This is a genomic window from Clostridium sp. NSJ-145 (assembly GCF_021044725.1).
Taxonomy (GTDB): domain Bacteria; phylum Bacillota; class Clostridia; order Clostridiales; family Clostridiaceae; genus Clostridium; species Clostridium disporicum_B.
In genome coordinates, this window is record NZ_JAJNOS010000016.1 from 50867 (window position 1) to 64418 (window position 13552).

A 13552-nucleotide genomic window follows, 5' to 3' on the forward strand; every position below is an offset into this window, starting at 1 on the left:
TATTATTCCTCCTCTACAGTTACCTTAAATGGAAATCCTTCTTCCTTAGCCTTCGCCATACTTAAAGAAGCCTTTGTCACAGCTATATCATAAGGATATATTCCAACAACACCTCTTCCCTTCGTATGAACATCCATCATTATCTTTTCAGCTTCTAACATCTCTTTTCTAAAAACATCTGTTAATATATAAACTACAAATTCCATTGTAGTAAAATCATCATTATGCATTATTACTTTATAATGTTTAGGCTTTTTAACTTTAATTTTGCTTTTCTCTCTTGTTACTATCTTTGGTTCCATAAGCTACCTCCATATCCCATAGTATTTATTTTATATTGTTAATTATATTAATGAAAAGTAATAATATCAATGACTTAATCCTTTTATCTCTTTATACTTCCATTTTTTATTCTTAATATAACGCAGCAATAACACTACTAAGCTTAACTTAAAAGGCCTAGCTTATCTTCATGAAAAGCTAGACCTTTTTATAATTCATATATAAATTATGATTTATTTTCTATATAATTTACTATATCTTCACATATTTTATGAGTTTTAAGTGCATCTTCAATATATTTATTAATATTATTGTTATCTTTTATGAATCCTATAAATTCTTCTATTATATTTTCAAATCCTCTTTTATAAAGTGTTGGTGTCCAATCTCCAAACTCTTCAGTTGAAATTTTATTATTTTCTAATTTAGTTGTCTTTACTAAAGAAGTTACTACAGATTTTTTACCTGATGCCATATATTCTATTGTTTCCTCTACTGCTCCATTATCTCTATTCATAATAGCTATAGCAGTTGTATTGTCATTAGATAATGTCAACACTACATTTATTAATCCCCTAGAGTCTTTTTTATACTTAACTGACATATCAGTATAATCTGCACCCATTAAGAACCTTACTGTATCTACTACATGTATAAAATCATCAAATACAAATACCCTTGTTTCACCTGGTAAATTCACTCTGTTCTTTTCCATTATAATAATATCTGGATTTCCAAGTTCCTTTAATTCTTTCACCTTTGGAACATATCTTCTATTAAAGCCAACCATTATTTTTGTGTTATTTTTCTTTGATAATTCATAAAGCTCCTCAGCTTCTTTATAATCATAGCTTATTGGTTTATCAACATAGACTGGTATTTTATTTTCTAAAAGTGTTTTACATATTTTAAAATGAGAATCTGTTGATGAATGTACCATTACTCCATCAATTCCTGATTTAATTAAATCCTCTATATTTGTATAAGCTTCGTTTATTCTATATTTTGATTTTATTTCATCAATAGTTTTAGTATTTCTAGTACATAAAACTAATTCAATATCACCTCTAGCTGTTAAAACTGGTAAGTATGCTTTCTTACATATATCACCTATTCCAATTATCCCTATTCTCATTCCATCCTCTTCCTCTCTACCTTATATCAATATTTATAAAAACTATGTTCTTAATATTGTTCAGCTTAATACTATCACATTTTGCCTATATCTTCAAAATATCTATATACGCTACAACTTTAAAGATAATAAGGTTTATTTTATATTTTTATCTCAGTCCATTTACCGCTTTTAAATCTACGACTTGTTAGATAAAACCTAACAATTTGGTCTGTTAATATTCCAAACCAAGCTCCCATCAGTCCCATTGAAAGTGGATAAGTCAGTAACCATCCAACAGAAGGTCTTATAAATGTAATACTTATAAGCGATACAATTGCAGTATACTTAGTATCTCCTGCACCTCTTAAGCATCCTCCATATATGGCATGAGCAATCTGGAATATTACTATAACTATTACTAGGCTCATTATATTAGCACTGTATTTTAAAACATCAGGATCATTTGTAAATAATCTGAATATATCCTTCCCTAATATGGCATATATAATTGAAATCATTATAGAAGCTATAAGTCCCATTCTTCTACAAATACTTCCGTATATCTTAGCTAGGTCTGGTCTCTTCTTACCTAAATTTTGTCCAATAAGAGCAACACCTGCCACAGCTAAACCATCACCTAAAGAGAATGAGATATTTATTATATTCATTCCTATTTGATGTGCTGCAAAGGCGCTTGTCCCTAAATTAGCAATTATTAAACTATATAATAAAAATCCTGTTCTCATAAATATTTGTTCCACAAAAGAAGAGGAACCTACTGAAAATAAACTCTTAAGTGAATTTTTATCTATATTAAAGTTCTTTTTAAAAGATTTTATATTTAAAAATCCATCTGAATGACTAATTGAATAGATAGACATAAAAAATGCCACCATAGTCCCTAACACTGTTGCAATTGCTGCTCCTGCTACCCCTAAAGCTGGAAATCCAAACTTTCCTCCAATTAATAAATAATTAAATACTACATTTACAAGATTAGATGCTAAGTTTGTTCTCATTGCTATTTTCGTATTACCACAACCTCTTTGTGCTGCATTAATAACTAAACTAACTACATTAAAAATAAGACCACCCATTATAATTCTAAAGTATATTACAGAAAATCCATGAGTATCACTTTGACTTCCTGCAAATCTTAAAAATGGCTCTGCAAAAATTATCGCCAATGCACTTATTATAATTGATAGTCCAACTGTAATTATTAAAGCTTGAAATAATGTGTTATTAGCTCTTTTTCTATCACCTTCACCTTTTCTCCTTGCTACTACTGAACTTACAGCAATATTTAATGATATAAATAGAGTTAAACATAAAAATTTTGGCTGGGTTGTAAGTCCTACTGCAGCTATAGCATATGAACCTAAAGTTGAAACCATAATAGTATCTATAAAAGATACCATAGCAACTAAAAACGATTCCACTGTAGATGGCCAAGCTACCTTTATAGCTTTTATAACAAGAGTCTTTGTTTTAGGAATTTCATCAATAACCTGTAAGTTATTTATTACATTTTTGATTGAAAACACCTTATCTATTAATAGCTCTCTATCTTCTATACTATTAATGACCTCTTCCCCATTGTTGTTCATTTATTATACATCCCCTTTAATTAATGGTTTTTTTACAAATTATTAACATTATATCACTAACTTCCAAATAGGTCCAATTTTTAAGGCATAAAAAAACACCTACATTTACTGTAAGTGTTTTTAGCACCTTGAAGGTCTAGTTATTTTACAATTAATCCACGTATCATACTTGTATCATACTTTGCATCTAAAAGCCCTGTAGTTGCATCAGAGTTTTCCATTACTATTATAGTAATATCATTCAAAATATCATATTCAGTATTTGAATTAAATCCATCTATTACTCCACTATGTCTTATGATACCATCATTAACAAAAAGTCCAAAACCATATCCATCAACAGCTGTAACCATTTGATTATAAGACTGATCTGATACAATGTTTCCTTTATGGAATGCTCTCATCCAACGGAACATATCAAAAATATTTGAATAAATGTTACCTGCTGCATAAGTAAACTCTGGATTTGCCTTAATTACTCCTGACTCAGCACTTCCATGCCCTTTTGCATCTGACTCTTCTGCTTTCATACTGCTTGTCACCATTCCAGCTGGCTCAAATAAATTTTTATTTATATACTCTTCATAAGATAAACCACTTGCTTGTTCAATAATAAGTCCAAGAAGATAGTAATTAGTATTACAGTAATCATAAGCTCCTCCTGGTTGGAAATATAAATCAGATAAATTTAAGTCTTTTAAAATTAATTCCTTTGACCATCTTGCATCTTCAACATACTTATCAAAATACGTATTATTTCTATAATCATTTAAAATACTTAAACTTTCTTCTGACCTCATAAAAACTTCTGCTTCATTTAAATAATCAGGAATTCCAGATCTCATCTGTAGTAATTCTCTTACTGTAATTATAGACCCATATTCATAATCTGGGAAATACTTATCTATAGTTTCATCTAAATCAACTTTATTTTGCTCCACTAATTGCATTATTGCAGCTGCTGTAAACTGCTTAGTATTAGATGCAATAGCAAAACGAGTTGTTAATGTATTTTCTCTATTTGTATCAGCATATCCATATGCCTTAGCAAATTTTATTTCATCACCTACTGCTACAAGTGCTACCCCTTGAAACTCCCTTATTGCAGCTTCCTGGTCTAAAAATTCTTCTACATTTTCATATCCAGCTTCAACAATTTTATCTACATCTTTATATTCTGTTTCTACTGGTTCACTTTCAAATCTATATTGTTCAACTTTATATTGTTCAATATTTCGTTCTTCAACTGATTCTTCAGCAACATTATTATCACTTTTTTCTTCTTGCTCTGCTACACCATCTCTAATAATATTAATCTGTGCATCAGTTACAGTTTTTTCACTACTGCAAGCAGTTAAAGTTAAAATTGAACTTATAGTAAGTCCTATTACTAATAAAACATATCTTTTTTTCATAATTCCCCCGCATAGGTCTGTAGTATTTTTGTCTTTTATAAAAAATAAATTGTGTCCTTAACAATTTTATAACAAATTATTCGTTAATTCCATAGTAAATATATTTTTCTTAAATATATTTCACAATTAATTCATCTAAAAATCTATATGTGATATTCTCTCTTATTTATATTATCAATGTCTTCATTCTATACTCATTTAAATATATTTGGTAAAATATAACTATAAAGTCATTTAAAATTTAATTTTCTATGGAGGAAACTTATATATGACTAAGCTACTTTACAAAACAGTATCTAATATTCTATCTAAATATGATTTTAATTACTCTATAATCTTTAAAGATTTAAGCTCATCAGAAACTATTTCATGGCATTATCATTCTAAAGGTTCTGAAATACTAAGTTTTCCATCTGCTAGTACAATAAAGATTTTTATAGCAATAGAAGCTTATAATCAAATAAATAAAGGAATTATTTTTGAAGATGATGTAATTCTCATAGAGGATAATATGAAGGTAGGTGGATCTGGCATTATATCTAAATATTCAAAAAAACTAGAGATATCTATAGGAAAACTTATTTATCTAATGATGACAGAAAGTGATAATACCGCTACAAATATTCTTATAAATATCTTAGGTATGGATAATATAAATGTAATGATAAAGAAACTTTCCATAAATAATTCTTTTTTAAATAGAAAGATGATGGACTTTAATGCAATAAAAAATGGTTTTGACAACTACACTTGTGCCTATGATTTAGCAACTGTTTTAGAACAATTATATAAAAATACATGTATTAATGAACACTATGATAACTTAATATTAAGTATTATGACTAATTGCAGAAATAATAGTAAGATTCCTAGTAGGTTACCACCGAAAATAAAGATTGCACATAAAACCGGTGAGTTAGATTATATAGAAAATGATGCAGCAATAGTATTTACACCCTATGGAGATTATATACTCACTATTCTTACTGAAGGTTTAGATAATGAAAAAGAAATTAAGATAATTAGTGAAATCTCTAAAATTATATATGATTCATATATTTATAATAAAAATATTTTCACTTCTAGCTCTTTTAATTAAAATAGGAACCATGTGCTACTATTTTACTTCTAGTAAATTGGTAAACATGGTTCCTTACAAATATCAATATTTTATTAACCTATATTTTACTATAGCATTTAAAATATATAACCTATTTAAGGCTATATTCTATTAATTAAACATTTCCCTTTTAAATAAACTCTTTTTATATTAGAAGCATCACTAAATTCAACTACAGGAATTCCACTGCTAACAATGAAATCTGCGTCTTTTCCTATTTCTAAAGAGCCAATTTTCTCTTCTATTCCTAATACCTTAGCTGCATTTAAAGTAATCAATGATAAAGCTTCATTTTCATCATATCCACTACCTATTAATTTATCAATCACTGGCTTTGAAATTATCATTAACTCAGGTGAACCCTTTGCTTCTTTATCATTAAAATTTAGCCACGATACACCTTCATATGGTGGTAAATATGCATCTGTGGCAATAGCAACTAATATATTATTTTGAATCAATTTTAAAATATCTTCAGGTGAATTTGGTTTTAAGTGAGTACCTCCTAATGGTGTAGCAACTATTGAAATTTTATTTTTACTAACCTCATTTATCTCATCGTCGGTAATTCCATGGCCATGATGAATAACATCAAAATTTGCTTTTATAGCCATTTCTATAGCATCTTTTCCTGCTACATGGCATCCAATTCTTTTACCTTTACTATGAAATACTTGTACTATATTTTCTAACTCTTCTTGTGTATAAATAACTTCTCCAGCTCTTGGGATAATATCTTCTGTTAAATTTGCTGGAGTTGCGTTTATAAATATATTTTCTCCAGGATAATCACTTTTCTCTATTAAACTATTAATTATTTTATCTTCTATAAGCTTGTCTTTATCTACTGAATTATTTCCTGTAACAGCTGTAAAGTTTACTAACTCTTCAAAGCCAATAGTTATGCTATTACAGGAGAAAATAATATTTACAGGTAAATCCTTTGCTAATTTTTTAAAGTCTTCTACTGATAATAAAGTCATTGGTGAGCCACAAATTTGCTCTCCAAAAGTGGTTACCCCTGCCATTAGAGCTTTTAAAACTAAAGCTTTTTGAGCTATATTATAAGTCTCGCTTGTTACTGGATAAACTGTTGATGGAGCATATTCTAAAAGATGTGTATGACAATCTATTAATGAAGGTGTAATAACTAGATTCCCTAAATCTTCTATATCTAGGTCCTTATATTTACTAATTATAACTTTTTCTTTACCTATATCAATTATTTTATCTTCCTTAATTACCATTGCTCCATTAATTATGGTTTTATCTTTACCAACTGTTACTATTTTCTTTGCTTTTATAATATATTCTCTACTCATATTTACCTTCAAATTATAAATGGTGTCAAAACTAAAGCTATAATTAAACAACTAACTAATCTAATAGCTGCACCTAGTAAAGCTGCATATAAAGCTTCTTTTTCATTTAAATCTGAATGTTCTTTCCATGTTACAGGTATTTGTCCGAACAATACTGATAACGGGAATCCTGAATTGGCAAGAACAAATCCACCTACAATAAGTGCTGGTGCTACATTACTCATCTCAGCTAATTGAGCCATAGCTAATGTTGGACTTGCTAGAATCGAAACTATACCTGTTGCAGGTTCAATTTGTAACCATTGTAAGCAGGTAGTCATCGCATTAGATATTATAGCCCAAATACCAAAGTAATCTAATATACCAATCATAGTAAATACCGCTGCAACTGCTGGAATTATTACTAAGAATAAAAGATAAGCTCCTTCTTTTGCAGAGCTAAATAGTGTATCTAAAAACTTAGTTTCTGGAGTAAATCTTGGTAATTCTTCTAAGTCTACAGCTTTAGTATCTCTATATACTGTTTTAGACAAAATAAGTGGAACTAATATTATTGGTAAAAATACCGCTACAATAACTAATGGTAAAGCTTTTATATTAAATTTTGTCAACACTACTAATCCTAAGACTAATGTAGCAAAGGATTGTGGAGATTGTATCATAGTTGCAATAGCAATTTTTTGTTCTCCCTTTGTAGCTTTAGCTTTAACTAATACAGGCCCTGCAATAGCCCCAGCTGCATTAATATCCCCTAAAACATTATAAACACTTGGAATAATAACAGATGGATTGATTTTAAAGAACTTCATTATAGGAATAAAAATTCTTATTAAAGCATCAGTAAACCCCAACCTCTCTAAAATCCTACCTACAATTACACTAATAATTATAGCTACACCAACTTCACTAAGCAAAAACACATCAACTACTATAGGAAATACTTGTTTTGTAATACTATCAAAAAGTCCAGATAAAGAATCTGGAGATACTAGTAAGACAATAAAAGATAAGATTACTAAAAATAATCCAACCATTTCTATCGCCTTCCATTTGCTTCTAGTTGATTTAATCTGACTCATCTTTCTCTCCTATATAATTTAATCCTTAATATATACTATAAATATCTCCTGTAAACAGTTACTTATTTTTATACAAATGCTATCTCACTATTTTTACTTTTACAAAAAAAATAAACAACATCTACCTATAAAATAGATGTTGCTTTTATTAAATTTATTAAATTATTTTTTCTTATTTCTAGCGTCTATTATTACTCCAACAAGTGTTCCTAAACATACGCCGATAATTACTTGATTATAGATAGCTCCAAGAAAAAGACCTATTATCATACAAAGAGCTAAAAAGCTTATTGCACTACTTTTTTCATTTTTATCTTTACTTTTAGAACTAACTCTTCCTTTGTTTTTACCTTTCCCCATTAAATTCTCCTCCTAAGTATTATTACTATTAATAATAATACATTTAGCTAATTATTTCTATAGTTATATTACTTATTTTAACTTATTAAATCCAGTAATTAAGCAACTCCTAAGCTTTCTATTTTTTCTATTTCCCATTGGCCTTTATCTATTTTAAAAGTACTAGATAAATATTAATTATTAAAGTGGTCTAATTCTAATATCTTTAAAATTTTATATTCTGGTATTTTAGTTATAGGAATAAACTCCTTTGGATTCTCATCATAAATTTCAATTGATTTTTCAAACCAAGCAACATCTCTCCATTTACCACATTTATAACCAGCATTATGATATATTCCAATTTTTTCAAAACCTAAGCTAATCTGTAACTTTTCACTTTTATCATTTGGCAATGTTACACATCCATATATCGTTCTTACTCCTTGAATCTTTAACAACTCTATAAGCTTTAAACAAAGAATTTTACCAATACCCTTTGATGTATAATTAGCATCAATATAAATTGATAGTTCAGCACCCCATTGATATGCTGCTCTTTCTTTATATCTATTGGCGTAGGCATAAGCAATAATTTTACCCTCTTCTTCATACACTAAATAAGGATATAGTGTAATAATTTCTTTAACCCTTTCTTTAAACTCTTCTTTATTTGGAAGTTCATATTCAAATGTAATTGCAGTGTCAATATATTGCTTATAAACTTTCAATATCTCTGTGCTATCATTAATAGTTGCTAATCTTACTGCCATGTTCCTCTCCAATCTAAATTTTTATCTTAACTAAAATATAATTTATTAACTGAAATTTTTCTTTCTACTAATTAAACTCATTTTCATTATAGTATTCTATACTCTTAATTATTCCAAATCGGTGAACATATAGCATTATATCAACTCAATTTAAATTTACTAATTTTATAAGTATAACAATAGATATATAATTTTATGCTATCACAAATTACAAATCTATTTCATAAACCTATATATAACAACTTTAAATACACTCTAAGTATTGTATAGAAAAGCAAAAAAGGAGCAATTGCTCCTTTTTACTTTTTTATTATTTATTTAATATTACTTTTTTAGTTAAAACATCATACCCAGTATAAGCTAATGCTAAAACTGCTGTTAATAGTCTTTCATGACCTAAAGATTCTGTAGTTGCTTTTGCAAGTTCTCTACTATGTCCTCTTATTTCACAATTAGAAATTGAAATATAAGGATGTATAGTTGGTGTAACGTAGCTTACATTACCTATGTCGCTTGATCCTCCACCAGTCTTAGGTGCATGAATTTCTGTGATACCTAGACTTCTTAGGTTTTCATTGAAAGCTTCTGATAAAACTTCATTAGTATTTAAATCATCATAAGGAAGCTCATATCTATCCATTTCAAGTTCACAGCCAGTCATTAATGCTGCTCCTCTTGCAATATTCTTAACCTTTTCTAAAACTTCAGTAACTGTAGCTTTTTTTGCTGCTCTTATATAGAATTGAGCCACTGCTCTTTCTGGAACTATATTTGCTGCAACTCCACCTTCAGTAATAATTCCATGCATTAATACATCTTTAGTTACATGTTGTCTTAAAGCATCAATACCATTAAACAATTGTATTACTGCATTTAATGCATTTATACCTTGTTCTGGACAAGAAGCTGCATGAGCTGTTTTTCCTTTGAAAGTAAATTGAATTGGATAAAGAGCACTACTTGTACCACTAGCATAAGTCTTATCATTTGGATGAACCATCATTGCACAATCAAGCTCATCAAAAGCTCCTTTTTCAACCATAATTACTTTTGCACCATTCGTTTCTTCTGCCGGAGTTCCATAAACTATTATTTTTCCTCCAACTTGGTCTATTATTTTACTTAAAGCAATACCTGCACCTGCTGATATTGTACCAATCATATTATGTCCGCATCCATGTCCTATTCCAGGTAGTGCATCATACTCACATAAATAACCAACAGTTAGTCCTGGTTTACCGCTATCAAAAGTTGCCTTAAATGCAGTATCCATATCTAAATATTTTTCTTCAACTGAAAAATTATGTTCCTTTAAAAGTTTTGTTAAAACTTCTACTGCTTTATACTCTTCATTTCCTAACTCTGGGTTTTCATATATATAATCACTTATTTCACATAATCTCTCTTTTATTTTAGTACCTTCTTGAAATAAAATCTCTTTCATTTACTTTATCTCCTTATGCCCAATTTATCATCATTGCAACAGTAATAAATCCTATGCTTAATGTGAACATTACTGCTTGTATTGGAAGTATCCATTTAAGCCATTTAGAATATGGAACACCAGCTAATCCTAATGAAGCTATTAATATTCCTGATGTTGGGAAGATTGCATTTGAGAATCCATCACCTAATTGGAATATTAAAACTGATAATTGTCTTTGAACTCCAACTAAATCTCCAAGTGGTGCTAAAAGCGGCATAGTTACAGCTGCTTGTCCTGAACCTGAGATTATGAAGAAGTTTACTATCATTTGAACTATGTACATTAAATATGCAGCTATTAATGATGGAAGCTTTCCAATAAGACCAACTAATCCAAATAACACTGTATCTATTATTTGAGCATTTTCTGCTAATATTACTATTCCTTTAGCACAACCTATTATTACAGCTGCACCAATCATTCCTTTTGCACCTTCTATAAATGCATCTGCCATATCATTAACTGATAATCTTCCAATTATACCTGAAATTAATCCCATTGCTAAGAATACAGCTGCAATTTCTGAAATATAGAATCCTTTTGCTAATACTCCCCATACAATAACACCAATAGATACTGCTAAAAGAGATAATATAACTTTATGTTTTATTGTAAATTCTTCATGACTATTTACATTTAAATCTAACTTTTCTTTTTTCTTTTTATCTGATTCATACACTAAACTCTTAGTTGGATCTTTTTTAATTTTCTTTGCGTATAGCATTAATAGTATTATTCCCACAGTTGTAGTAATGCACCATGCTATAGTACGGAATCCAACACCAGAACCTACCTCTACACCTGCAATATTTTGTGCTATATGTACTGTAAATGGGTTTAACATTGCTGTTGAAAATCCTAATATACATGCAAGATATGTAACGGCCACAGTTAATATACTGTCATATCCTAATGCTAGCATAAGCGGAAGTAATAATGTTATAAATGGTATAGCTTCCTCTGACATACCAAAAACAGCTCCACCAATTGAGAATATAAATGTAAGTATAGGTATTATTAATATTTCTCTACCTTTTAGTTTATCAACTAATTTAACTATACCAAGATCTATAGCTTTAGTTCTTGATACAACATTTATTGCTCCACCTACTATAAATAAAAATGCAATTATTTCTGCTGCACTTATTATACCTTCAAAAGGTGCTTGTAAAATTGCAAATAAACCTTGTGGATTACTTTCAATATAACTGAATGTTCCATCTACTACTACAGTCCTACCTGCTTCATTTACAACCCTTTCATACGCTCCTCCTGGAACAAAGTAAGTAGCTACTGCCACTAAAAGTATAATTCCAAAAATTATTACTAAAGTATGTGGCATTTTAATTTCTTTTTTCATGACATCATCAGAATTATTCTGTTTCTTTTGTAAATTTAACATTTTCATCCCCCCGTTTTTTATAAGTATTAAAAAAGAGCCTTAAGCTTATCACTTAAGACTCTAATAAATTCAGTACTAATACCTTATCTAAAATTAACTTTAGTGATAGCTCATCATAACAGACGTTATGACAGTGTTATGCATATTCTACATAACCCCAACGAAATAACCTTAAAGCCTCAGTTATTCGTTTCGGCGACACCTCCTTTCACTTTGCACTCGTGCTTAATCTTATTGCAAAGCTACTATTAAATATCGCAACCTCTATCTTATTTTTATTAAATTATCTATGTATAATTATACATAGTTCGACTTAATAATGCAAGTTTTTTTACAAACCTCTAATTTATACTAATAAATCCTAGCTTTATACTTTTCCAATTCTTCATTTAATCTTTGTATCTCTTCATCTTTTTCCCTTAACTTATTTTCATAGTAATTTTCTTTATCTCCAAGATTATTATTTAACATGTTTATTAATGAAGCCATTTCATCAGCACTTCCCACTATTCTATTAAAAAGTAAAAGATTAGATTTTAATATCTCTGGAATTTCATGATGTGAATATCTAAGTCTATGGTCTATTTCCCCATACCCCTCTTCAAATATAGTTCTTACTTGAATTTCAGCAATAACCTTTTGATTTGTTGGATAACATTCTACTAAGTAATGTACTGACCTATATCCAGATTGCCTTGATCTTACCTCTATTCCTAAATCATCAAATATTAATCTATCATCTCCATCCCTTATATTTGCAGTTATTTCAATAACCTTCCATGTGTTTACTATAAAATCGTGTATATCTTTCCATTGGTCCTTAAATATATGTAAAACTCTTATTCCTATTAAATCTGTTATCTCATTTTTATAATTATCTACATTAAAATAAAAATCTTTTCCATTTTTTATTTTTCTATCTTCTGTTTTTCTTATTATCTTTTCAATAAGTCTTTCTGGATTTTTTATTCTTGACTTAACAGAATGTATATTCTCATTAGAACGTAATATATTTGCAATAAAATCTGCTTGAGTTTCATATGAACTTTGGTATTTTACAAAGTCGTCATACACTTTCTCTAATTCTTCAAAATCTATATTATTTCTATCTATATATTCTTCTACATAAGGATATTTCTTTAAATAAATTTCTTTATGTAACCTATTCATTCTTATACCTCCCTAATGCTAAGCATTAAATCAACAATTGTATTTTATCATATTATAATACATGTTTCATTTCATATTATGTTAATCTTTTAAATCTAAAGCTCATTTTGTTTAAAACAAATTTACCATTTCCTTTTTATGTAAAATATGTTAAGCTTATATTGTATTTTTATTTACAACATATGGAGGTAATTTTACAAATGTATACTCTTCGCTTGAAAAAGGCAAATAATTACAAAATAACTTTAAGAAATATGACTTATGAAGATGTCGTTAAATTTCAAGAAATTAAAAATAAAAGAATTAAAGATATATATAAATTAGCTATATTTGTAATGTTTGGTTTGATGGGATTAGTAACTTTAATGATTCATTTATATAATTTAAGCTTACACTAATTATATATTTTTATGGTCCTAATAATTCATTTCAAAATA

The 13552-nt window shown here is 28.5% G+C and carries 13 protein-coding genes and 1 riboswitch; of the genes, 2 read left to right on the forward strand and 11 right to left on the reverse strand.

Features of this window, described 5'->3' with window-relative positions; genetic code table 11:
* Positions 1-2: 2 nt before the first annotated feature.
* The 4 genes from LQE93_RS13845 to LQE93_RS13860 all read right to left on the reverse strand — a co-directional run bounded on the left by LQE93_RS13845 (position 3) and on the right by LQE93_RS13860 (position 4424).
* Complete coding sequence (locus LQE93_RS13845) at positions 3-302, reverse strand: ATP-dependent Clp protease adaptor ClpS (protein WP_231074067.1); 300 nt, start codon at positions 300-302, stop codon at positions 3-5.
* Positions 303-508: 206 nt separating this feature from the next.
* Positions 509-1417 carry a Gfo/Idh/MocA family protein gene (locus tag LQE93_RS13850; RefSeq protein WP_231074068.1) on the reverse strand — a complete coding sequence of 303 codons (909 nt, stop codon included), beginning with the start codon at positions 1415-1417 and terminating at the stop codon, positions 509-511.
* A gap of 140 nt (positions 1418-1557) precedes the next feature.
* Complete coding sequence (locus LQE93_RS13855; RefSeq protein ID WP_231074069.1) at positions 1558-3009, reverse strand: MATE family efflux transporter; 1452 nt, start codon at positions 3007-3009, stop codon at positions 1558-1560.
* 140 nt (positions 3010-3149) lie between these two features.
* On the reverse strand, positions 3150-4424 hold the full coding sequence (locus LQE93_RS13860) for a serine hydrolase domain-containing protein (RefSeq protein ID WP_231074071.1): 1275 nt from the start codon (positions 4422-4424) through the stop codon (positions 3150-3152).
* Between the two features lie 268 nt (positions 4425-4692).
* On the opposite strand from LQE93_RS13860, the gene LQE93_RS13865 reads away from it, so the two are divergent.
* A complete protein-coding gene (locus LQE93_RS13865) occupies positions 4693-5523 on the forward strand; it encodes a serine hydrolase (RefSeq protein WP_231074072.1) in 831 nt (276 codons plus the stop codon).
* A 122-nt stretch (positions 5524-5645) separates the two neighbouring features.
* Here the strand turns inward: LQE93_RS13865 and LQE93_RS13870 are convergent, their stop codons facing one another.
* The 7 genes from LQE93_RS13870 to LQE93_RS13900 all read right to left on the reverse strand — a co-directional run bounded on the left by LQE93_RS13870 (position 5646) and on the right by LQE93_RS13900 (position 13115).
* The gene (locus tag LQE93_RS13870; protein ID WP_231074073.1) at positions 5646-6866 is read right to left on the reverse strand and encodes an amidohydrolase family protein; all 1221 of its coding nucleotides are present in this window, start codon (positions 6864-6866) and stop codon (positions 5646-5648) included.
* A gap of 8 nt (positions 6867-6874) precedes the next feature.
* The gene (locus LQE93_RS13875) at positions 6875-7945 is read right to left on the reverse strand and encodes a hypothetical protein (protein WP_055262666.1); all 1071 of its coding nucleotides are present in this window, start codon (positions 7943-7945) and stop codon (positions 6875-6877) included.
* 162 nt (positions 7946-8107) lie between these two features.
* Positions 8108-8305 carry a hypothetical protein gene (locus LQE93_RS13880; RefSeq protein WP_231074075.1) on the reverse strand — a complete coding sequence of 66 codons (198 nt, stop codon included), beginning with the start codon at positions 8303-8305 and terminating at the stop codon, positions 8108-8110.
* Positions 8306-8478: 173 nt separating this feature from the next.
* Positions 8479-9057 (reverse strand): GNAT family N-acetyltransferase, encoded by a 579-nt coding sequence (locus tag LQE93_RS13885; protein WP_231074076.1) that lies wholly within the window; start codon positions 9055-9057, stop codon positions 8479-8481.
* Between the two features lie 310 nt (positions 9058-9367).
* The gene (locus LQE93_RS13890; protein WP_186838606.1) at positions 9368-10501 is read right to left on the reverse strand and encodes a M20 family metallopeptidase; all 1134 of its coding nucleotides are present in this window, start codon (positions 10499-10501) and stop codon (positions 9368-9370) included.
* A gap of 13 nt (positions 10502-10514) precedes the next feature.
* Positions 10515-11945 (reverse strand): YfcC family protein, encoded by a 1431-nt coding sequence (locus tag LQE93_RS13895; RefSeq protein WP_055263543.1) that lies wholly within the window; start codon positions 11943-11945, stop codon positions 10515-10517.
* Between the two features lie 98 nt (positions 11946-12043).
* Positions 12044-12220, reverse strand: a riboswitch (Lysine riboswitch).
* A 76-nt stretch (positions 12221-12296) separates the two neighbouring features.
* Positions 12297-13115 (reverse strand): RelA/SpoT domain-containing protein, encoded by an 819-nt coding sequence (locus LQE93_RS13900; protein ID WP_231074077.1) that lies wholly within the window; start codon positions 13113-13115, stop codon positions 12297-12299.
* A 200-nt stretch (positions 13116-13315) separates the two neighbouring features.
* On the opposite strand from LQE93_RS13900, the gene LQE93_RS13905 reads away from it, so the two are divergent.
* Positions 13316-13513, forward strand: coding sequence for a hypothetical protein (locus LQE93_RS13905; protein ID WP_055263539.1), 198 nt, complete (start codon positions 13316-13318; stop codon positions 13511-13513).
* The last annotated feature ends 39 nt before the right edge of the window (positions 13514-13552 follow it).